Source organism: Acinetobacter sp. YH12058, from assembly GCF_013419805.1.
Taxonomy (GTDB): Bacteria; Pseudomonadota; Gammaproteobacteria; order Pseudomonadales; family Moraxellaceae; genus Acinetobacter; species Acinetobacter towneri.
This window is the reverse complement of the sequence record NZ_VOZL01000022.1, coordinates 1-22,735: the sequence shown is the minus strand read 5'-3', so window position 1 is coordinate 22,735 and position 22,735 is coordinate 1. Positions and strand designations below refer to the sequence as shown.

Annotated in this window: 20 protein-coding genes; 11 read left to right on the top strand and 9 right to left on the bottom strand. The window is 41.5% G+C overall.

What is annotated here, in order from left to right; genetic code table 11:
- Nucleotides 1-37: 37 nt before the first annotated feature.
- From guaD to FTU09_RS11540, 3 genes are all read left to right on the top strand, one after another.
- Nucleotides 38-1,378, top strand: coding sequence for a guanine deaminase (gene guaD, locus FTU09_RS11550; protein WP_180009222.1), 1,341 nt, complete (start codon nt 38-40; stop codon nt 1,376-1,378).
- Nucleotides 1,379-1,595: 217 nt separating this feature from the next.
- Nucleotides 1,596-2,123 (top strand): hypoxanthine phosphoribosyltransferase, encoded by a 528-nt coding sequence (gene hpt / locus FTU09_RS11545; protein WP_180080388.1) that lies wholly within the window; start codon nt 1,596-1,598, stop codon nt 2,121-2,123.
- A 196-nt stretch (nt 2,124-2,319) separates the two neighbouring features.
- Nucleotides 2,320-2,577 (top strand): GlsB/YeaQ/YmgE family stress response membrane protein, encoded by a 258-nt coding sequence (locus FTU09_RS11540; RefSeq protein ID WP_154321231.1) that lies wholly within the window; start codon nt 2,320-2,322, stop codon nt 2,575-2,577.
- A gap of 171 nt (nt 2,578-2,748) precedes the next feature.
- On the opposite strand, the gene FTU09_RS11535 is transcribed toward FTU09_RS11540, so the two are convergent.
- Both FTU09_RS11535 and dmeF read right to left on the bottom strand, forming a co-directional pair.
- Nucleotides 2,749-3,396 (bottom strand): DsbC family protein, encoded by a 648-nt coding sequence (locus FTU09_RS11535; RefSeq protein ID WP_373683196.1) that lies wholly within the window; start codon nt 3,394-3,396, stop codon nt 2,749-2,751.
- Nucleotides 3,397-3,567: 171 nt separating this feature from the next.
- On the bottom strand, nt 3,568-4,539 hold the full coding sequence (dmeF, locus tag FTU09_RS11530) for a CDF family Co(II)/Ni(II) efflux transporter DmeF (protein WP_180080385.1): 972 nt from the start codon (nt 4,537-4,539) through the stop codon (nt 3,568-3,570).
- Nucleotides 4,540-4,597: 58 nt separating this feature from the next.
- Between dmeF and FTU09_RS11525 the strand changes: the two genes are divergently transcribed.
- On the top strand, nt 4,598-4,864 hold the full coding sequence (locus FTU09_RS11525; protein ID WP_004969779.1) for a metal/formaldehyde-sensitive transcriptional repressor: 267 nt from the start codon (nt 4,598-4,600) through the stop codon (nt 4,862-4,864).
- A gap of 103 nt (nt 4,865-4,967) precedes the next feature.
- Nucleotides 4,968-6,155 carry an MFS transporter gene (locus tag FTU09_RS11520; protein WP_180080383.1) on the top strand — a complete coding sequence of 396 codons (1,188 nt, stop codon included), beginning with the start codon at nt 4,968-4,970 and terminating at the stop codon, nt 6,153-6,155.
- A gap of 123 nt (nt 6,156-6,278) precedes the next feature.
- Here FTU09_RS11520 and FTU09_RS11515 read toward each other — a convergent pair whose 3' ends face one another.
- The 6 genes from FTU09_RS11515 to rpmH all read right to left on the bottom strand — a co-directional run bounded on the left by FTU09_RS11515 (nt 6,279) and on the right by rpmH (nt 11,037).
- Entirely contained in the window at nt 6,279-6,614 is a 336-nt protein-coding gene (locus FTU09_RS11515; protein WP_154321234.1) for a DUF1622 domain-containing protein, read from the bottom strand.
- Between the two features lie 318 nt (nt 6,615-6,932).
- Nucleotides 6,933-8,288: a tRNA uridine-5-carboxymethylaminomethyl(34) synthesis GTPase MnmE gene (mnmE, locus tag FTU09_RS11510; protein WP_180062443.1), complete on the bottom strand. Its 1,356-nt coding sequence runs from the start codon at nt 8,286-8,288 to the stop codon at nt 6,933-6,935.
- A gap of 91 nt (nt 8,289-8,379) precedes the next feature.
- Nucleotides 8,380-10,143, bottom strand: a complete 1,764-nt coding sequence (yidC, locus tag FTU09_RS11505) for a membrane protein insertase YidC (protein WP_004969769.1) — start codon at nt 10,141-10,143, stop codon at nt 8,380-8,382.
- A 5-nt stretch (nt 10,144-10,148) separates the two neighbouring features.
- Complete coding sequence (gene yidD, locus FTU09_RS11500) at nt 10,149-10,469, bottom strand: membrane protein insertion efficiency factor YidD (protein WP_004969767.1); 321 nt, start codon at nt 10,467-10,469, stop codon at nt 10,149-10,151.
- 9 nt (nt 10,470-10,478) lie between these two features.
- On the bottom strand, nt 10,479-10,871 hold the full coding sequence (rnpA, locus tag FTU09_RS11495; protein WP_004969764.1) for a ribonuclease P protein component: 393 nt from the start codon (nt 10,869-10,871) through the stop codon (nt 10,479-10,481).
- 31 nt (nt 10,872-10,902) lie between these two features.
- Complete coding sequence (gene rpmH / locus FTU09_RS11490; protein WP_000831329.1) at nt 10,903-11,037, bottom strand: 50S ribosomal protein L34; 135 nt, start codon at nt 11,035-11,037, stop codon at nt 10,903-10,905.
- Nucleotides 11,038-11,697: 660 nt separating this feature from the next.
- On the opposite strand from rpmH, the gene dnaA reads away from it, so the two are divergent.
- The 5 genes from dnaA to FTU09_RS11465 all read left to right on the top strand — a co-directional run bounded on the left by dnaA (nt 11,698) and on the right by FTU09_RS11465 (nt 18,489).
- Nucleotides 11,698-13,074 (top strand): chromosomal replication initiator protein DnaA, encoded by a 1,377-nt coding sequence (dnaA, locus tag FTU09_RS11485; RefSeq protein ID WP_004969761.1) that lies wholly within the window; start codon nt 11,698-11,700, stop codon nt 13,072-13,074.
- Between the two features lie 109 nt (nt 13,075-13,183).
- The gene (gene dnaN, locus FTU09_RS11480) at nt 13,184-14,332 is read left to right on the top strand and encodes a DNA polymerase III subunit beta (protein WP_004969759.1); all 1,149 of its coding nucleotides are present in this window, start codon (nt 13,184-13,186) and stop codon (nt 14,330-14,332) included.
- Nucleotides 14,333-14,369: 37 nt separating this feature from the next.
- Nucleotides 14,370-15,452, top strand: coding sequence for a DNA replication/repair protein RecF (recF, locus tag FTU09_RS11475; protein ID WP_154320150.1), 1,083 nt, complete (start codon nt 14,370-14,372; stop codon nt 15,450-15,452).
- Nucleotides 15,453-15,496: 44 nt separating this feature from the next.
- The gene (gene gyrB / locus FTU09_RS11470) at nt 15,497-17,965 is read left to right on the top strand and encodes a DNA topoisomerase (ATP-hydrolyzing) subunit B (RefSeq protein ID WP_004969755.1); all 2,469 of its coding nucleotides are present in this window, start codon (nt 15,497-15,499) and stop codon (nt 17,963-17,965) included.
- Between the two features lie 161 nt (nt 17,966-18,126).
- Nucleotides 18,127-18,489, top strand: coding sequence for a hypothetical protein (locus FTU09_RS11465; RefSeq protein WP_004969754.1), 363 nt, complete (start codon nt 18,127-18,129; stop codon nt 18,487-18,489).
- A 455-nt stretch (nt 18,490-18,944) separates the two neighbouring features.
- Here FTU09_RS11465 and FTU09_RS11460 read toward each other — a convergent pair whose 3' ends face one another.
- On the bottom strand, nt 18,945-20,885 hold the full coding sequence (locus FTU09_RS11460; RefSeq protein ID WP_104852778.1) for an ATP-binding cassette domain-containing protein: 1,941 nt from the start codon (nt 20,883-20,885) through the stop codon (nt 18,945-18,947).
- A gap of 387 nt (nt 20,886-21,272) precedes the next feature.
- Here FTU09_RS11460 and FTU09_RS11455 point away from each other — a divergent pair, with 387 nt between their 5' ends.
- On the top strand, nt 21,273-22,289 hold the full coding sequence (locus FTU09_RS11455) for a putative solute-binding protein (RefSeq protein ID WP_004969750.1): 1,017 nt from the start codon (nt 21,273-21,275) through the stop codon (nt 22,287-22,289).
- The last annotated feature ends 446 nt before the right edge of the window (nt 22,290-22,735 follow it).

The window sequence follows — 22,735 nt, the reverse complement described above, 5'->3', positions numbered from 1 at the left end:
TACAATCTCTTGAAAAATGAAAAATGTAGGTTGTTTTATGCCATCTCCTGTACAACGCACCGCAATTCGTGGTCGCTTTCTTGATTTCAAAAACTGTACCAGCCAAGCCGATCAAATTTCAGAACAAGTCCGTTATGTAGACGATGGCTTGTTAATTTGCGAACAAGGCAAAATTCAGTGGTTTGGTTCATGGCAAGAAGGGCAGGCACAGCTAAACGCCAACACTGAGTTCCAACATTATCCTGACCATCTCATTGTGCCTGGCTTCATCGACACCCATATTCATTTTCCACAGACTGAAATGATTGGCGCGTATGGTGAACAATTACTGGAATGGCTGAATACTTATACTTTTCCGACTGAACTGCAATTTGCAGATAAAGCCTATGCTGATCAGATTGCACAATTTTTTGTGCAGGAATTACTGAAAAATGGCACCACCACAGCTTTGGTGTTTTGTACGGTACATCCTGAATCGGTAGATGCGTTGTTTGAAGCGGCAGCACAACATCAAATGCGTTTAATTGCAGGTAAAGTGCTGATGGATCGGCATGCACCTGAAGCATTGTGTGACAGTGCAGACTCAGGCTATACAGACTCTAAAGCGTTGATTGAAAAATGGCATGGAAAAGGACGTAATCTCTACGCGATTACGCCACGTTTTGCACCGACTTCTAGCCCTGAGCAACTGGCGCGGGCAGGGCAACTCAAAGCCGAATATCCCGATGTTTATGTACATACCCATTTAAGTGAAAATCACAATGAAATTGCGTGGGTGAAACAATTATTTCCAGAGCAAAATGGATATTTAGATGTTTATCATCACTATGGTTTAACAGGTTCACGTTCGGTTTTTGCGCATTGTGTGCATTTAGAAGAACATGAATGGCAATGTCTGCATCATACCGATTCTGCAATTGCCTTTTGTCCAAGCTCCAATTTATTTTTGGGCAGCGGTTTATTTCCGCTGCATAAAACTTGGGAGCGACAGGTGAAGGTCGGTTTAGGTACAGATATTGGCGCAGGCACCACGTTTAATGTACTGCATATCCTCAATGAAGCCTATAAAGTACAACAACTGCAAGGGGCAAAACTCTCTGCTTTTGAAGCGTTGTATCACGCCACATTAGGTGCTGCCAAAGCTTTGGACTTAGACGATAAGCTGGGGAATTTTAAGGTAGGCAAAGAAGCCGATTTTGTGGTGCTGGATTTAAATGCCACCGCTTTACAACGCTTACGACAACAACGTTCCAAACATCTTGAAGATGCATTATTTGCCCTCATTACTTTAGCAGATGACCGTAATATTCATGCGACCTATATTTATGGACAACGTGCCTACTACCAACCCGATCAAAACTCAGCAGCAGGTGGCTAAACCTACGCAACCCTCGTATATAAAACCCATCGGATGGGCAATGCTGATACTCGGTTGTGCCTTGTTGTTACGCACAGATTCTCACCCAGCACAAAAATGATGCTATTTCAACCATGCAAGCACGTGCAACATCGCGCAAGATATATTAAAATTAGGGCATATTTTGGGGTGTTGCAGGTCAACACCTTTTTTATTTTTGCTTTTTAGGTATCTACCCATGACAGTTGAAATGCAGGTTTTGATTTCTGCAGAAGAAATCCAGACAAAAGTTCAGGAACTTGGTCAAAAAATTAATGCTCATTATGCCAATAGCGACAAAGAGTTGGTTTTAATTGGCTTATTACGTGGCTCTGTATTGTTCATGGCAGATTTATGCCGCACCATTCACAAGCCGCATGAACTGGATTTTATGACTGTATCCAGCTACGGCGGGGGCACGGTGTCATCGCGTGATGTGAAAATTTTAAAAGATTTAGATAGTGAAATTCGCGGTAAAGATGTTTTGGTAGTTGAAGATATTATCGACTCGGGCAACACCCTAAATAAAGTGATGGAAATTTTGCAAACCCGCGAGCCAAATTCAATTGAGCTATGTACCTTAATTAGCAAGCCATCACGCCGTGAAATTGAACTTGAAGTTAAATTCATGGGCTTTGAAATTGAAGATAAGTTTATTGTCGGTTATGGCTTAGATTACGACCAGAAATATCGTCATATTCCGTTTATTGGCGAAATTGGCTTATAAAACAAACACGCCTCGCTTAAAAAAAGTGATCGTTTCAGATCACTTTTTTTATGGCTAAAATTTGCATTTCATCTATCTAACAGGACAAAAACACAACATGCTGTAGCATTATTCGACTATTTTCCTTGGGATTTTTCAGCAAAAATAAGTCTGAAACATGATGTAAAACATAAACAAAGATAACAAGGAGCTGCTCATGTGGTCATTAATTGTCGCAATTGTGGTGGGTTTTATTGCAGGTTTAATCGCCCGTGCGATTCATCCTGGAGATGACAAAGCAGGGTTTATTGTCACAACCTTACTCGGGATTGCAGGGTCTTTATTGGCAACCTATGCAGGGCGTATGATGGGATTGTACGGTGATGGTTCTGCCGCAGGTTTTATTGCTTCCATCATTGGTGCGCTGATTATTCTGTTTATTTATAATACTATTAAGAAAAAATCACGCGCTTAAATACTGTTTAACGACTGTGATTTTTCAGTCAAACATCGTCTATCCTCATAAAAAAACTGCCTAAAAATTAAGGCGGTTTTTTATATCTACTTCGCAATCACAAATTTCAGGTTTGCTCTGATACACACTTCACAATTGTAGTTGCTAATATCAGATAAAAAATAGCTAGTCTTAAAGACCGAATTCTTTAAAGATCTGTTCAATTTGTGCCGCAGGATATGCTCCCATGACTTTAAAGCCATTCGAGAAAATAATTGCTGGCGTACCATTTATACCTAAACGATGCGCTAAAGCCATGTTGCGTTCCACAGGGTTAGCACAACTGCTTTGACTTGTAGGCAATTGTGCTTTTGTGATCAGATTTTCCCAAGCAAGGGCAGGGTTTTTCTCACAATACACCTGTTTAGACGGCGCAACAGATTGCGCTTTTAACGGCAAAATAAAAGTATAAATCGTAATGTTATTCAGCTTTTTCAGTTCAGCCTCAAGCTGTTTACAATATGGGCAATTTGGGTCAGAAAAGATCGCAATCTGACGTTTCCCCGTACCTCGCACACTTTTGATTGCATCTTGTAACGGTAACTTTTTCCAATCGACACTATTTTGTTGGATCAATAAATCTTTGGTCAAGTTATGCTGATCCTTTAAACGAATCATTGAACCCGCCAAAATATGTTGAGCATCTTCATTCAAATACACCACTTGACCATCCATAGAGGCACTGTAAATACCTTTCATTTCTGTGGCTTGAATATTGTCTAATTTCAGTTGCGGATGCTGTTGTTTGACATTTTTGCTAACCGTTGCAACATCGGCCATGCTCACGGCGCTGCATAATCCCATTAAGGCAGCTAAACTCAATTGTTTAATCATGTGTTTCATCTAAATAAATTAAATTTAGCCTGATTCTAAGCTGAAAGCTGCACAGAATTCAGTATTTTTAAGCCAGAATTACGCAATTGCTACAACTCGTTTTTGCTATGCAACGCTTTAGGTTTCACGTGGAACGTTCAAACCCGATGGCGGATTGATTTCTACAGAAATATGCACAATTTCTTCATGAATGGCGAGGGCAGTGCGGACTTGATCTGCGTCTAAATCGTGTGCGGTTTCCAATGCTAAAATACAGGAAAATTTACCCTGTCCGACTTTCCAAACGTGTAAATCAGTGATCACCACACTGACTGGTAACTCTGCGATCACTTCACGAATTTCTTCCACCACAGGATGATCCATTTCTGCATCCAGCAATGTTTTCCCTGTTTCCTGCATCAAACCTATCGCCCAACGCGCCACTAAAATTGAACCAACAATACCTAACAGTGCATCTAGAAAATCCCAGCCCCAATATTTACCCGCAATTAAAGCAATAATCGCAAAAATTGAAGTCACCGCATCTGCCACCACATGCATAAAGGCGGCTTTTTGATTCAGGTCATGGCTGTCATGCGTATGCTCATGATGGTGATGGTGATGGTGATGGTGATGGTGATGGTGATGGTGATGGTGATCATCTTCATGTAATAACCATGCACAAATCAAATTGACCAATAACCCTAAAATTGCAATTGGGATGGCTTGGTTATACTGAATATCGACAGGAAAAAATAAACGCTCGATAGAGTGAATTGCCATAAATGCAGCCACCACCAACAATAAAATGGCGCTGCTATAGCCAGCTAAAATTTCAATTTTCCATGTACCAAAACTAAACCGTGTATCTGCTGCATAATGACGTGCTGCCCGATAGGCAAAATAAGCCAAGCCTAGCGCCAGCATGTGTGAGCTCATGTGCCAGCCATCCGCTAGCAAAGCCATGGAATGAAAAATCCAACCACCCAAGATTTCCAAGAACATCATGACAGCCGTCAGCAAAGCCGCATATAATATTTTTTTCTGCGCCAGCGGATTGCCTTGATCGAATTGATGTGGATGCATACGATGAGAGTGTTGCTGACGCATAATGGGAAATCATTGTTAAATATACTCCCATAGAGTATATAAAAATTGAGGTGATGTGTTGGGTCATTTACATACAGATAAGAAAATTTTAAATCGCGTCAAACGCCTACAAGGACAAATTGGGGCAGTAGAACAAGCACTTCACAATCCTGATCATGGCTGTATTGAAGTTTTACAACAAGTCGCAGCCATTAAAGGTGCGGTCAATGGTTTGATGAATGAGTTAATCGAATCGCATTTACGCCATCATGTGATTGGTGATCAATGCGCGATTGATGAACATGAACTGGAAGAGTTTATGAAATTGCTGAAACGCTATGCTTAAACACAAATAGGCTTGACCAGATTCAAGGCTTGTCTTTACACTGAGTGATATTTCTCACTATATGAGACTAAACTCAACAGTTTAGCCATCAATCGAGTTTTTTATGACTCAATCTCAATCTTGGCATCCTTTCGTGATGATCAGCCTCGCCCTGATTATTGGCACCATGGGCACGGCACTTGCAAGCCCGCTGTATCCAATTTATCAGGAATTGTGGCAGCTTTTACCCAGCCATATCACCTTTATTTTTGTGGCGTATATGCTCGGTTGTTTGGCTACCTTGCTCTTTTTAGGGCGTACCAGCAACAGTATCGGCTTCTTAAAAACCTTAGAATTGGGTTTAGTCATCATCACCCTCGGACTGATTCTGTCTATGTTTGCCACCAATGCACTTTGGCTTGCTTTGGGGCGTTTTGTGATTGGAATTGCTTCAGGTCTTATGACTACATCGGCGTTAATTGGCTTAATGTGGAGTATCCCCGAATCACATAAAGCACATGCGCCACAGCTCAGTTCAGTCATTACCGCAGTCGGGTTTGGCTTAGGTCCTTTGCTCGGTGGTGGTGTGGCACAATTTTCAGCAGCGCCTTTGTTTAGTCCATATATTCCTGTCATTTTGGGTGCAGTACTGTGTTTTATTGGATTGTTACGTTTAGCACCGCCTGAATTTACGCCACAAGCCTTCTCGATTGCCCCAAAATTAGAACGCCCAGAACCACGCTTTCATGCAGAATTTTATATTATAGGTTTAACCGCATTCTGTGCCTTTGCTGCCTTTAGTTTATTTGCTTCGCTCTCTCCCTCTTTTGTGCAAGTGATTATTCCGTGGCACGGGCCTTTGGTCAGTGGTTTGGCCATCACCTGTATTTTGCTGATTTCAGCGCTGGTGCAGTATTTTTCTAAAGCCATTCCTGCACAAAAATGCCTAAATTATGGGCTGTATTTGCTGTTATTGAGTTTATTGGTACTCGGTTTATGCATGTATTTACATTGGAGTTTTCTATTTTTTGTGAGTGATGTGCTGCTAGGCATAGGACACGGGTTGGCATTGATTGGTGCTTTTGGCTTAATTCATGCCATGACCAATCTACAGAATCGTGCTGCAGTGATGTCGACCTATTTATTTGTGGGCTATTTAGGCACAATTCTGCCAATTATTGCAGTCGGTTATCTGGCCGATCATTTTGGTTTAACCACCGCCGTACTTAGCTTTTGTGCAGCCATCTGCTTACTGTGTGGCTACATCATTATTTGGTATCGCCAATTGCAGAACAAACCTGTTTTAGGATGAAGTTTCATCTAAACGACAAACTAAAATCAGGACAAGGTTTGGATCAGCTGAGTTTATTCAAATATTCAAACTTTGTAGATGACTAGGACTATGTCTTCTGTTTGATCTCAAACTCAGCAGCCATTATTTTTCATTGATGGTTTGATGCTCTAATTCTTTAGTTAGGAAGTAATTTAAAAAGGTTCGAATCACTGCAATGATCGCCAGTTTAATTAGGCTATCTAAATCTGGATCTACTGTGGTGGCTAAAATATCTGCAGCCAACTGAAATTCAAGTGCCGTCGCGAGCCAATCCCCAAAACAATAACGTGCAGTACGCCCCGATTTTAACTGAACCAGCACCAATAAAGTTTTAACCAGACCAATCACCACGCAAATCACAGAAATGGCTTCGAGTGACAATTGCAAAAAATGAACCGAAGAAATGAGTATTTCACGTAAAAAAGCCAGTTCAAACATCCAAATACCTCCATCAGAGATTTCATCTCGTGCATTTAGGATTGAATTGAGCGCCAATTTTTGATTATTTTCTCATCATAGCTTTAAATGCTGCGGTTTAAAAAGACTTACGTGATTATTGATGGGTTTTCATAAAGATAAATTGAAACGTTTAAATATGACATAAGTTAGATCGGGCTTGTGCCGAATGAGAAACTAAACATTAACGAATAGGCTGATTTTTAGTAGCAGATCACCCCAAATAGGATAATAAAAAAGCACTAAGCCACTCAAACTTAATGCTATTTTTGTATCAAATCAGGAAGTAATCGCTAAAAATCATTTCCCAATACAAAACGATCCAAAAATCTTGCCCAACAAATCATCTGCAGAAAAATCACCAGTGATCTCACCCAAAGCATTCTGTGCAAGACGTAACGACTCGGCTACTAATTCCCCCGCATGATAGACCACCAACTGCTCACGTGCTTCAGCCAAATACTGCTGCGTGCGCTTCATTGCGTCTAAATGACGGGTACGTGCAATAAAGGTATCTTCTTCAGGCTGAAAGCCTGCATGCGCTGTAATCGCCTCTATGAGCGATTGAACACCTGTTTCTTGTTTGGCCGACACAGTAATATGTCTAAAACCATTAAAATCTGAAATTGTAGCTTGTACACCAGTTAAATCGCATTTATTGCCAATCAACATCAAACGCTTCGGTTCAATATGTTCAGCAAAATAATGCTGTGCCAATTGCAACGGATCTTCGTTTTGGCTCAAGTCATAGACCAATAACAATAAATCCGCCTGTTCAATTTCTTTAATTGCACGGCGAATCCCTTCCTGCTCCACAATATCCCCTGTTTCACGTAAACCTGCGGTATCGGTCAGGGTAATTGGTAAGCCATTTAGGGTAATTTTTTCATGCAATACGTCACGAGTAGTTCCCGCAATATCAGTCACAATTGCACGTTCAATACCCGCCAAGGCATTGAGTAGAGAAGATTTACCTGCATTAGGTTTGCCCGCAATCACTACCTGCAGACCTTCACGCAACAATTGTCCCTGACGCGCAGATTGTTGCACAGCAGTCACCGAAGTAGCCACTTCATCTAGCAAATTGAGGATTTTCCCATCAGCCAAAAAGTCAATTTCTTCTTCAGGAAAATCAATAGCAGCTTCAACATGCAAACGTAAATGAATTAACTGTTCTAGCACAGTATTCACTTTGGTGGAAAAAGCCCCTTGAAGGGAACGCACTGCAGAACGCGCAGCGGCTTGTGAAGTGGCATCAATTAAATCGGCAATGGCTTCGGCCTGTACCAAATCCAGCTTGCCATTTTCAAAGGCGCGCATCGAAAATTCACCCGCTTTGGCAGCCGTTGCACCGAGTTCCAGTAAACGTGCCAATAAAGCATTTTGAATCACTGGGCCACCATGCCCTTGTAGTTCCACCACATCTTCGCCAGTAAATGAATGAGGATTGGGGAAACAAATCACCAAACCTTCATCCATGACTTCATTGGCTGCATCGTAAAACTGGCGAAAACCTGCATAACGTGCTTTGGGTAAGTCTTTTTGGGTCAAGGCTGCGGCAATCGCATAGGCTTTTGGTCCCGACAGGCGAATCACCCCCACACCACCACGGCCAGGTGGAGTCGCGATTGCGGCAATGGTGCTGCGGTTATACATAAAATTCACCTAAAACTTTCAAAATATATGCAAAGAAAAATCCGCCTAAGATTACCATCTTAAGCGGATTTATTCAGCAGCTCAGCCATACTTAATTGACTGGAGTTGCCTCTTCTCGTTTAGCGCGGTCTTTTTCAACACTTTTGTTGATCAAGCTTTGCTGCAAAATCGTAATCAAGTTGTTGACAATCCAGTACAGAACTAGACCTGCAGGGAAGAACAATAAGAATACGGTAAATACCACAGGCATAATGCGGAAGATTTTTGCCTGCATTGGATCTGTTGGCTGTGGGTTCAACATTTGTTGAACATACATGGTCACACCCATCAACAATGGCAAGATAAACCAAGGGTCCATTGCCGATAAGTCTTGAATCCAACCTAACCACGGTGCATGGCGTAACTCTACCGATTCCATCAATACCCAGTACAAGGCAAGGAAAATTGGCATTTGTAGTAACAATGGCAAACAACCTGACAGTGGATTCACTTGTTCACGTTTATAAAGTGCCATCATTTCTTGCGAGAAACGCATACGGTCTTCGCCAAATTCTTCTTTCATGCGCTGCATTTCTGGTGCAATCACACGCATTTTCGCCATAGAACGATAGCTCTTAGACGATAACGGCCAAAGAATCAGTTTGACAAGAACGGTTAATAAGATGATTGACCAACCCCAGTTGCCCACTAAACCATGGAAGAATTGCAAACCAATAAACAATAATTTTGCAATTGGCCATAACCAGCCATAATCCACAGTTTGGTTCAAACCTGTCGCCAAATCTTTCAATTCAGACTGAATTTTTGGACCAGAGTAGAAGGTCGCATCAACTTCTGCCACCGTACCTGCAGGGACATTAATGGTTGGCGAGGTAAAACCAATGATGTTCATTTCATCGCTAGATTTACGTGATTCCAACTTCGCTGCATACGGTTGACCATCGGCCTGCGTCAATTTTAACTGCCCCGGAACCCATGCACTCACGAAATAGTGCTGAACCACGGCCACCCAACCACCTGTTGCATCGACATTCAATTTTTCGTCATTAAAATTGTCAAATTTCAACTTGTTGTAGTGTTCTTCAGGTGTTCCCCATGCGCCGCCAAGGAAAGTACCCAAGGTAAAAATACCTTGATCTGACTTGCCTGGATCATCTGAATTATCACGTTTCAACTGACCAAACATCTGACCTTGCCAGTTTTGGCTGCTGCGGTTAATCACTTTGTGATTCACCAGCACAGGATATTCACCTTCAGTAAAACTAAAGGTTTTAATGATTTCTACACCATCGGCAGTTTTATATACCATTGGGACAGTTAAAGTTTTAACTGTTTCACCCGCTTTATTTTTGCTTTCTTTGGCATCGGCTAAGCTATAAGTCGATTTTTCAATTTCATAGCTTGGGCGGCCATTACGGCTACTGTCTGGACCATTCAGCCCGATTAACCCAGATTGCGCGACATAGGTGCGCTTAGCATCGCTTTCCAGCATGACGAAAGGATCGTCACTGTCTTTATTTTTGTCATGATTGAGTAATTCAACACGAACAATATCACCACCTTTCGGATTGATCCAAAGATGATAAAGGTCAGTTTGTACTGAAATAAGCTGCTGACTTACAGGTGCTGTGGCATCGGTTGTTTGCTGTGCAGGAATATTTGCTTGCGGTACATCAGAAGCTGCTGTAGCCGTTTGGGCATTCGGCAAATCTGCAGACACTTCATGTGAAACAACGGCAGTTTTTTGCTGCGGTGCTGTTTCAGCATTTCCATAATCTTTTTGCCACGCCAAAATGAGCAAATATGCGACGACAAACATGGCCCCGAGAATTGCAAACCTGGCCCATTGTTGCATATCTATTACCCCAAGTGGTTAGAGTGATTTTGGTTCAATAAACGATCACGAAAGGGTACAGTAATGTGATGCGTTTGAGAATCTATTTGCTGAAATGAAATAAAACGAATGACTTTTGGCGGCACCGGATCATAGCCCGAACCACCCCACGGATGACAACGACAAATACGTTTTGTAGCCAGCCACACACCACGTACAGCACCATGCGTATGGACTGCTTCCAAAGAATATTGAGAACATGTTGGAATATAGCGACAGCGTGGTCCCAATAAAGGACTAATCGCGATCTGATAGAAACGTATCAACCAATGCAGTAAAAGTACCATTGGCCATCTCTACTTTTGTGGGGAGGGAGCTATTTTTGAATGCTTTTTGGCGAGACGTTGTAACTTCTGCCAAGCAAATTGTAATTGCTGATGCAATTCCGCATTAGATACCGTATCTACCCCAACTTTGGGCATTACCACAATATCTAAGTCATTTAATTGCTGTTGGTGTAAGCGAAAACTTTCGCGAGCAAGTCGTTTTACTCGATTTCGTTCGTGTGCACGACGCACTTTCTTTTTTGCAACGACAAGACCCAAACGGCTATTCGGCAGTTCGGAATGTTTTGCAAGAAATAAGAAATGGGGTTGATGCACTTTAAAAAGCGCACCATCAAACACACCTTTATAATCGGCAGCACAGCGTAATCTCAACTCTGTGCTGAAGCCATAAAGTGTTGTCATAACACCCAAGAGTCGGTTCAGCGTGACTGTATTAAACAGTTAAGCTGTGACGACCTTTTGCACGACGGCGAGCCAATACTTGACGACCAGCTTTAGTAGCCATACGAGCACGGAAACCATGAACGCGCTTACGCTTTAATTCAGATGGTTGAAATGTACGTTTCATATCGAAACTCCAAAAATGATCTTTCTATAAAGGTCCGCGATTTTAGTGCTCATTGCTTGAGCTGTCAATGAAAAACACGGTTTCTTGCAAAATAAGCCTAAATTTTTCTTTTTAACAAGTTTTCGCTCAATTGACTGGTTGATCATACAAATTAAAGTATACACAAGATAAGTAATTGTTTATGCTTGACTAATAAGTTATTAACAGTATTATTCACATAATTATCCACAAGCTTATTCTGTTTAATTTTAAAATTTTCGGTTTTGAATTTAAATTTAAACTCAGATTGAATTATCCACAGTTGCAACGTTTCTTATAAATAAATTCAAATTTATAAATTTAAATTTATTACTATTAGGGACGCATTTTTCTGTTGAAAACCCACTTTTTCTTTTATAAAACAAAATTTTGAATTGTGGATATCTGTGTTTCTATAATTTTAATATTATGTGGATAACTTTGTGCTATATTTTATCCACACCTTGCGGATAAACTTATCCACACCACGTTTCAAATTTAAATTCAGGTTTAATGATTCCTTTTTTGAGCAATTTTGCTGATTTTGTCATGACAGATGTGGATAACTTGGTTAGAATGGCGACCCGCTCAGGCGGTCGAGAGAAGTTTTAAATTTAAAAATGGATTAGATAGGGGTTTCACATGCTTTGGACGGACTGCTTAAATCGCTTGCGACAAGAGCTCTCTGGAAATGTCTTTACAATGTGGATTCGCCCATTGGTGGCAGAAGAAGTTGAAGATACATTAAAACTTTATGCGCCTAATCCTTATTGGACGCGTTACATTCAAGAACATCATCTGGAATTGATTACTATTTTGGCAGAGCAGTTGTCTGAGGGACGCGTGCGTAAGGTCGAAATTTTAGTCGATTCGCGTCCAGGTGCAATTTTATCGGCCAGTGAACAACCTGCTACCACTACTGCTGCGCTGGAATCTAGCCCTGCGCCTGTGGCCAAGCCTAAACGTGAAAAAGAAGAAAGTTCTGCAAAAAGCCGTAAACGCCAACTCAATCCGTTATTTACCTTTTCCTTATTTGTGGAAGGTCGTTCTAACCAAATGGCTGCGGAAACCTGTCGCAAGGTATTGACCCAATTGGGGGCTTCACAGCACAACCCATTATTTTTGTATGGCCCAACAGGTTTGGGTAAAACTCACTTGATGCAAGCGGTGGGCAATGCTTTGTTGCAAGCCAAACCGAATGCACGGGTGATGTACATGACTGCAGAAAGTTTTGTGCAGGATTTTGTCAGCTCTTTGCAGCAGGGCAAGGTTGAAGAATTTAAGAAAAACTGCCGCTCTTTAGATTTGTTATTGGTGGATGACATTCACTTATTGGCAGGTAAAGAAGCCAGTTTGGTGGAGTTTTTCTATACCTTTAACGCTTTATTGGATGAATCTAAACAGATTATTTTGACTTCAGACCGTTATCCAAAAGAATTAACCGAATTGGATGCACGTTTGGTGTCACGTTTTTCTTGGGGCTTATCAGTCGGGGTAGAACCGCCAGATATTGAAACCCGAATTGAAATTTTATTAAAGAAAGCTGAAAGCAGCGCCGTAGATTTACCACGTAACTGTGCTTTATTTATTGCCCAGCAAGTGGTGGCCAATGTGCGTGAACTTGAAGGTGCACTCAATAAAGTGGTGGCAATTTCCCGTTTTAAAGGCACCCCAATCGATCTAGATGTGGTACGTGAATCTTTAAAAGATGTCTTGGCAATTCGCGCACGTACCATCAGTACCGAAAATATTCAGCGAGTCGTGAGTGAATATTTCCGTATTCCGCTCAAAGAATTGGTGGGGCCAAAACGTACCCGTATTTATGCACGTCCACGTCAGTTGGCAATGGGCTTGGCACGTGAGCTGACAGGCGACAGTTTCCCTGAAATTGGTATGGCATTTGGTGGCCGTGATCACAGTACCGTGATGCATGCCTGCGAAAAAGTACAAAGCCTGCGCGAAGAAGATCCGATCTTTAACGAAGACTATAAAAACCTGCAACGATTGTTGCAAAGTTGACCGAATTTGCTCAAATTCTGTTCTTGCCATGCGGCAGCTTTTGCCGCATAGTACACTGCTAAAAAAACCTATTTTATACTCCAATCTTCAGTTGTTAGAGGAATGTACCGTGCGTTTAAAAATCGCGAAAGAAAGCTTACTGAATGTTCTGTCACATGTCGTAGGAGCGGTTGAACGTCGCCATACCTTAAATATTTTATCCAATGTCAAAGTTCAGGTGACTGAGCAAGCCTTAACCATTACTGGTTCGGACTTGGAAGTGGAATTGGTTGCCAGTACGAATCTGACTGAAGGGGCATGTTTACAGGCAGGGGAAACTACAGTGCCTGCACGTAAACTGATGGATATTTGTAAATCTTTACCAAGCGCAGCTTTGATTGATTTGCAAATCACTGAAGATCAGCGCTGTATTTTAAAATCGGGCAATAGCCGCTTTGTATTAGGTACTTTGCCTGCGGAAGATTATCCATTATTGGCTACAGAAAATGCTCAAGGTACGCAAGTGACGGTTACTGAGCGTGAGCTGAAGCGTTTGTTTGAAAAAACTGCGTTTGCGATGGCAGTGCAGGATGTACGCTTTTATTTAACGGGTACTTTGTTAGAAATTGATGAAAACCAATTACGTGCTGTGACCACAGATGGTCACCGTTTGGCCTTGTGTGAAACAGCGGCATCTTCGACAGCTACTCAATTAATTCAAGCCATTGTGCCGCGTAAAGCTGTGGCTGAATTGCAGCGTTTGCTGAGCATTGAAGATGAACAACTGGCACTTTTAATTGGGCGTGAATTGCTGAATGTGACCATTCGCACCCCAAGCCGTGACAAAGAACAAGCAGAAATTACCGTGCGTTTTACCACTAAATTAATTGATGGTAAGTTCCCAGATTATCGCCGTGTGATTCCACGTGGTGGTGATAAAAACGTGCTGATCGCGCATGATGTATTTAAACAATCTTTACAGCGTGTGGCGATTTTAAGTAATGAAAAATTGCGTGGCGTATTCCTGAATTTTAGTGCGGACACCTTGCAATTACGTGCCAATAACCCAGAACAAGATGAAGCAATTGAAGATTTAGCGATTCAATATGCCGATTCGCCGTTAGAAATGTCATTTAACGCACAGTATTTATTGGACGTATTAGGGGCATTGGATGGCGATGATGTATCGATGACCATGACCGAAGCCAATCAATCGGTATTGGTACAAGATCCAGCACATCAAGATCAAACCTATGTTGTGATGCCAATGCGTGTTTAAGTGAGCGGTTTATTTCAAGATTAAATCTAGCTGAATCATGCATATTACGCGTTTACATATCGAGCGTGTTCGGAACTTAAAAGCGGTTGCACTTCATGAGTTGCAGCCGTTTAACGTCTTTTATGGGCAAAATGGTTCGGGTAAAACCTCGATTTTAGAAGCGATTCATTTATTGGCGACAGGGCGTTCTTTTCGCACCCATATTCCTAAAAATTACATTCAGAACAGTAGCCAAGATGCGATTGTATTTGCTCAGTCATTGACTGAAAAAATTGGCATGCAAAAAATGGCATCGGGTGAGCAGTTGATTAAGGTCAATGGCGACCCTGTTGCGACCCAAGGGCAATTGGCTAAAATTCTGCCTTTACAACATATTGATCCACTCAGTACCGATATTATTGACCATGGTGCAAAACCACGACGGCAACTGTTGGACTGGTTGATGTTCCACGTGGAACCAGAGTTTTATCACGCTTGGCAATATTATTCACGTGCCTTAAAACAACGTAATAGTTTGCTTAAATCACAGCGACATTTAAGTCTGTCGGACTTGGAACCGTGGAACAAAATGCTCAGTGATTATGGTGAGATTTTGCATCAGCAGCGTTTGGGAACGGTGGAACAATGGCAGCAATTTTTTGCACAAGATTTACAGTATTTATTGCCTGATTTACACATTAGTCTGGAATACAGCGCAGGCTTTCATACCGAAACAGGCTTGTTGAATGATCTGTGCAATTATCATCAAAAAGATGTGGAACGTCGCTATACCGAATATGGGCCACACCGCGCCGATTTACGCTTAAAAACCCCAATGGGTGATGCCGATGTGGTGCTGTCACGTGGGCAGAAAAAGCTATTGATTATGGCATTAAAACTGTCACAGATTGCAATGCTGCATGCGTCTAATAAGGAAACTGTGGTATTATTAGATGATCTGACAGCAGAATTAGATTTAAGCGCACAACAACGTTTAATTGAACGATTAAGCCAATTGGGTAGTCAAGTTTTTATTACCACTTTAGATCATCAATCCGTGCAACAACACTTACAAGCGTTGTCGATTCCTTATCGCTTATTTCAGGTCGATCACGGAACGGTGCAGGCTGTTGAGCAATAATTTTTTTATCTTTGGATAGACCTATTTTTCACTAGGGAGAAACCATGAGTTCAGAAGATCAATCTGTCTCTACTACAGAACAAACCAATGAAAAGGCTTATGATTCCTCTAGTATCAAAGTATTGCGTGGCCTAGATGCTGTTCGTAAACGCCCAGGCATGTATATCGGTGATACAGATGATGGTACAGGTTTGCATCACATGGTGTTCGAGGTAGTCGATAACGCTATTGATGAAGCTTTGGCGGGTCATTGTGATGAAATTTTGGTGACTATCCATGAAGATGAATCTGTCAGCGTATCTGACAATGGTCGTGGTATCCCAACCGATATTCACCCTGAAGAAGGTGTCTCTGCAGCAGAGGTCATTCTGACCATTCTGCACGCAGGTGGTAAGTTTGATGACAACAGTTATAAAGTGTCGGGCGGTTTGCACGGCGTTGGTGTGTCGGTGGTCAATGCTTTATCGAGTAAACTTGAATTAACGATTAAACGCGCGGGTCAAATTCACCAACAGGAATACCGCCATGGTGATCCACAATATCCTTTAAAAGTAGTGGGCGACACTGAGCAATCAGGTACGACTGTGCGTTTTTGGCCAAGTGCTGAAACCTTTAGCCAAACCATTTTTAATGTGGATATTTTGGCACGCCGATTGCGTGAATTGTCTTTCTTAAACGCGGGCGTGCGTATTGTATTGCGTGATGAACGTGTCAATTTAGAACATATTTTTGACTATGAAGGTGGTTTGTCTGAATTTGTGAAATATATCAATGCAGGCAAAACCCATCTGAATGAAATTTTCCATTTCACGACACAGGCTGAAAACGGAATTACCGTAGAAGTTGCTTTGCAGTGGAATGATTCCTATCAGGAAAACGTACGTTGCTTTACCAATAACATTCCACAAAAAGACGGTGGAACGCACTTGGCAGGCTTCCGTGCTGCGCTAACCCGTGGGTTAAACAACTACATGGAAAGCGAAAATATCCTGAAAAAAGAAAAAGTCGTGGTGTCGGGTGATGATGCACGTGAAGGTTTAACCGCGATTGTGTCGGTCAAAGTGCCAGATCCAAAATTCTCATCACAGACCAAAGAAAAATTGGTATCGAGTGAAGTGAAACCTGCTGTTGAGCAGGCCATGAATAAATCTTTCTCTGAATATTTATTGGAAAATCCACAAGCGGCAAAATCTATTGCGGGTAAAATTATTGATGCAGCGCGTGCCCGTGATGCGGCGCGTAAAGCCCGTGAAATGACGCGCCGCAAGAGTGCTTTGGATATTGCAGGTTTGCCTGGTAAATTGGCTGACTGTCAGGAAAAAGACCCTGCATTATCTGAATTATATCTAGTCGAGGGTGACTCTGCAGGTGGTTCGGCTAAACAAGGTCGTAACCGTAAAATGCAGGCAATTTTGCCACTGAAAGGTAAAATCCTGAACGTGGAACGTGCCCGTTTTGACAAGATGATTTCATCGGCAGAAGTAGGTACTTTAATTACCGCTTTGGGCTGTGGTATTGGTCGTGAAGAATATAACCCAGACAAACTGCGTTATCACAAAATCATCATCATGACCGATGCTGACGTAGATGGTTCACACATTCGTACCTTGCTATTGACCTTCTTCTTCCGTCAAATGCCAGAATTGGTTGAGCGTGGTCATATTTATATCGCACAGCCACCATTGTATAAGCTGAAAAAAGGCAAGCAGGAACAATACATCAAAGATAACGATGCTTTAGAAACCTATTTAATTTCTAATGCGATTGATGAATTGGAGCTGCATGTGAGTGCTGATGCACCTGCAATTCGTGGTGAGGCTTTAGCCAAAGTCATTGCTGATTATCAAACTTCACAAAAGAGTTTGAGCCGTTTAACGCTGCGTTATCCTGCAAGTCTGTTGGATGGTTTATTAGAATTAGATGCCTTTAAAATTGATCAAGCAGCAGATCAGGCGTATGTACAACAATGGGGCGAGCAATTACGTCAAAGCATTGAACGATTACAACCAAGTTTGCGTCCTGAATTAAGCATCGAACAGTTTGAAAAAGAAGATGCGGATGGTCAAAAATCTGCAACGTATTGGCCACGAATCACGGTATATGTGCACAACTTGCCACATACCTATTTGCTAGACACAGGTTTGCTGGGTTCAGCTGAATATGCACGTTTGCTGAAAAATTCAAAAAGCTGGTTTACGCTGCTTGAAGAAGGTGCGTATTTGGAAAAAGGCGAACGTAAAATTACGGTCAACAATTTCCATCAAGTGTGGCAACACATTTTGCAGGACTCGCGTCGCGGCATGATGATTCAGCGCTATAAAGGTTTGGGTGAGATGAATGCGGAACAACTTTGGGAAACCACGATGGACCCAGAAAACCGCAATATGTTGCAAGTCACCATTGATGATGCCATTGAAGCAGACCGCATGTTCTCTTGCTTAATGGGCGATGATGTAGAACCACGTCGTGCCTTTATTGAAGAAAATGCCTTAAATGCAGATATTGACGCTTAATTCGTCCAAATCATCCGCATAACCATAAGCACTCTACGGAGTGCTTTTTTATGTTTGGCTTTTGTTGTTGTCGTGATTCATCCAAATAACTTTTATAAAACTGACTTATTGTTCTGTCATGCTGAGCTACATTAAGCCAAAAATATAGGAGAATCATTAAGATGGATAATCAATTAGAACAAGCACGTGATGCATGGGTGAATGCTTTTTTTACTGGCAATGTGGAGCTGTTAGCACACTATGAAGATGAAGATTTTAAAGTCGTTTATACGGCAGAATCACGTGTGGAAAATCGTGAAACACGTTATGCCAACATTCAGCATGCAGTGAATAATGGTGTCTGGAAACCGATCAAACCGAATGTTGAATTAGAAGAATATGAGTTTGATCGTGAGCAGGTTAACTGTCGGATTCAAATTGGTTTGGCGGATGATCAAGGGTATATTCAAGAAATCTGGCGCTATATTCAGGGCTGGAAAATACAAGAATTATGTATTAGCAAAGCAAAAATTACTGCCGAGTAGCAGCGATTTTCTGTGAATCACTGAGATTCAATGACTCAAAATAACCATGAAAGAATGGATTGATTTGGCTTTAATTAGAGTTTTGAATTTAAAATAACAGTTAGTTTGAGTTGTGGATAACTAAGTTTTTGCTTTTAAATTTAAATTGTAGATTTTGAATTTAAAAATCACACTGAGTTTTAAATTCAAAACTTCTTGCTTGGTAGCTATGCTGTCTTACTTTTATTCAGGGTGGGGGTGTCATACAACTATGCTGTGGTGCAAGATTGATAAGTAAAAATAAACAAACGCAGAGAGTGACTTAAATTTCTTTGCGTGGTTATTGTGAAGATAAACTAAAGATTAAAACTATTACGAATGTGTCTTATAAGTATGGAACATACACAATGCATATTCTACGAAATATGATGAGATTTAACCCTATTTAGCATAGCGTTAAAATCTCATCGGTATGGCTATTCAAAGCTACTTTCGAGTTCTTCCAATTCCATCATCAATTCAAGCATTTGTTCTTCTGCCTGCGCCAATTTGGTTTTCAGATCATTTTGCTCATTCATGAGTTTGAGCAAATCATCTTTACGGTTGGCATCGTAAAGGGCAGGATCTGCCAGTTCGGTTTCAATTTCAGTCAGACGCGGTTGAATTTTTTCAATTTGCGCTTCGTATTTTTCAATATTTTTACGAATAGGGCGAGTTTGTTCACGGCGTTGTGCTGCCAGTTTGCGTTGAGCTTCTTTATCTACTTTGACTAGGTTAGTCTTGTTCTCAACCACTGGACTTGGATTGGATGGAGCTGTGTTGGATGTACCTTGCTTAAGCATGTCTGCACGAGCTTGGCGTAACCATTGGGCATAATCTTGTAAATCGCCTTCAAATTCTGTGCATTGTCCTGCATGAACCAAGAGTAAGTCATCGCAGACACTGGCAATTAATTGACGTTCGTGTGACACCAATACCACTGCACCTTCATAATCCTGTAATGCCATGGTTAAGGCATGTCGCATATCTAAGTCTAAATGGTTGGTCGGTTCGTCCAGAATCAGTACGTTAGGACGTTGCCAGACAATTAAAGCCAAAGCCAAACGTGCACGTTCACCTCCTGAAAAACTTTCACAAGGCGTGTCCATACGTTCGCCACTAAAACCAAAACTGCCTAAAAAGGCGCGTAAAGTGGCTTCGCTGATTTTTTTATCGGCAATGCGTGCCAGTTGTAGCATCGGGCTGGCGCTATCATCCAAAGCATCCATTTGATGCTGTGCAAAATAGCCAATATTGAGTAATTCTGAGGCTTTGCGAGTACCTGCCAATAACGCCAATTCACCCACTAAGGATTTAATTAAGGTCGATTTACCTGCGCCGTTCATCCCCAATAAACCAATACGACTGGTCGGGGTAATTTGTAGGTTAATTTTGCTGGCAATCACTTTGTCTGCATAACCAATGCTGACTTGTTCCAAGGTCAGTAAGGGTGAGCTCATTTTGGTCGGTTCACGGAAACTAAAGGTAAATGGTGTATCTACATGCGCAGGGGCAAGCAATTGCATGCGTTCCAATTGCTTGATACGGCTTTGTGCCTGCCGTGCTTTGGTGGCTTTGGCTTTAAAACGATCAATATATTTTTGTAAATGTGCACGGGTTTCTAATTGTTTTTCATACGCTTGTTGATGTTGTGCCAAGCGTTCACTGCGTGTGGTTTCAAAGGTTGAATAATTGCCTGTATATAAAGTCAGTTCACTATTTTCAATATGTAAAATATGATCGGTAATGGCATCTAAAAAATCACGGTCATGGGAAATCAGCACCAAAGTTCCCGCATAGGCTTTAAGCCAGTCTTCTAACCATAAAATTGCATCTAAGTCTAAGTGGTTGGTTGGTTCGTCCAATAATAATAATTCGGAGCGACTCATTAAGGTACGCGCCAAATTTAAACGCATGCGCCATCCACCAGAAAAACTACTGACCGCCAAGCTGTTTTGATGTTCCATAAAACCTAAACCTGCCATCAGTTGTGCGGCTTTGGCGGGTGCGGTATAGCCATGAATTTCATCAAAACGACCATGCAAATGTGCAAGTTGGTCATTATTTAATTGTTCAGGATGTTGCAGTTGTTGTTGAATGTTCCAGTATTCTTCATCACCCGACAGCACAAAATCAATCGCAGGCAAATCCAATGCTTTAACTTCCTGTGCCATGTGCGCCACAGTCCAGCCTTGCGGACGGCTCAACGTACCTTCGTCTGGGGTTAAACTACCTAAAAGCGCAGCAAATAAACTGGATTTTCCTGCACCATTGACACCTGTAAGACCGACTTTCCAGCCTGGATGGATTTGCATAGACGCTTTTTGAAATAAAACACGTCCACCGCGGCGTAAAGAAACTTGGTCAAGTTGAATCATGGTGTTTACTGGTCACAACAAAAGTTGGGCATATTCTAATGGAAGCCCACCAGAAAACAAAAATAAGCCCAGTTTTATTTGTGATTTGCGAAAAATCTCTCTTGTGATGTTTAAAAATTATGATCTAACAACAGGCTTTTTTTATGACTTTGTAAACAAGCACAAAATACGTGCATGTTGGAAATGATCTTTATTTTGATCTAAATCTATAAAATATAAGTGAATTATGAAATAAAAATGATCGCTTAAATAAGGCAGTATAAGGTTTTGGCAGAATTGACAGATGAAATTCGAGTAAATGCTCTATTTTTTTAATTTGAACTTGCTTAATATTTGTTTCGTGTACGGACACTCAAAAATAAAAAAATCTGTAGAAGGATCGAAACAATGAAAAAAATATGGGTCAGCGCAACATTGACAGCATTCGCAGCGATCGGTTTCAGTGCTCAGGCGCAAGCAGCAAAAGTAGATGTATGTGTCTTTGACTTACTGGGTAAGTCAGGTGAATCTTTTCAGATGGCACAAGAGTGGGCGCTAGCAGCAAAAGGCTGGGGTGCAGAAGTCAATTTAATTCCACGTCAGGATGAAGCTGTCGCAGACAATGATTTTAAAGCAGGCAAATGTGATGGGGTATTTATGACCGCCATGCGTGCTCGCCAATACAATAAATTTGCAGGCTCGATTGATGCTTTAGGTGGTGCGCCAAGTAATGCGATTGCACAACGTGCCATCAGCTTTGCTTTAGATCAACGTAATGCAGCGAAAATGGTTACCAATTTAGGTGGCAAGAAATATGAAGTTGCGGGTATTTCACCTTTAGGTTCGGCCTTTATTTTTGTGCGCGACAAGAACATCAGCTCGATTGAAAAAGCAGCAGGGAAAAAGTTTGCGGTATTGGGCTATGACGATGCACAAAAAATTATGGTGCAGCGTGTAGGTGCGCAAGCTGTCATTTCTGATGTATCTAACTTTGTGGCGAAATTTAACAATGGTCAGGTCGATATGGTCGGTGCGCCTGCCTATGCGTACAAACCTTTAGAAATCTACAAGGGTTTAGGCAATAACGGGGCGATGTTTAACTTCCCTGTATTACAAGTGACCGCAGACTTTGTGATTCGCCCTGAACAATTCCCTGCGGGCTTTGGGCAAAAATCACGAGATTGGTTTGTAAAAAATCTGCCTAAAGCGATGAGTATGATTAATCGTTTAGAAGGTGAAATTCCAGCCAAATATAAAATGAACTTGAGCGCAGAAGATAAAACTAAATATCAAAAAATGCTACGTGATGGACGTATGGATATGACCAAACGCGGTATTTATGACCCTGCCATGATGAGTGTGTTAAAACGCGCTCGTTGTTCTGTCGAAAAAACCAATTTTGAATGTTCACTTGGTGGTGAATAGATTGATTTTTAATAAAAAGCCGAGGGTCTGTTGATATTTCATAAATGGCTTGCGCTGTAGGCTAAAACTGAGCAGATCAGGCATGAAACGTAGGGAATAGTGGGTCTATTGCCAAGTTTCATAACGCAATCTGAGAAAGTTTTAGCCATAGTCCTTCGGAACGAGCATATTTTTTGCTGCTATTGCGTTATGAGTCAGTCATTTAGAATGACTAAATTTCCTGCCTCATGCCTTATATCAGCTAAAAAACCTTGCGAGATATATCTCTCACGTCGCAAACATAGACGAAGTATCAACAGACCCTAGATTTCTAGGTTTTTTTATCCACTGGAGCGAAAAACCTCGTGGTTCAGCACGAGGATATAAGCGACTGGAGTAAACCATATGAACGACACGAAATGTCGTTTTAAATACTTGTACTATAGTCACTATTAAGAAAAATACTG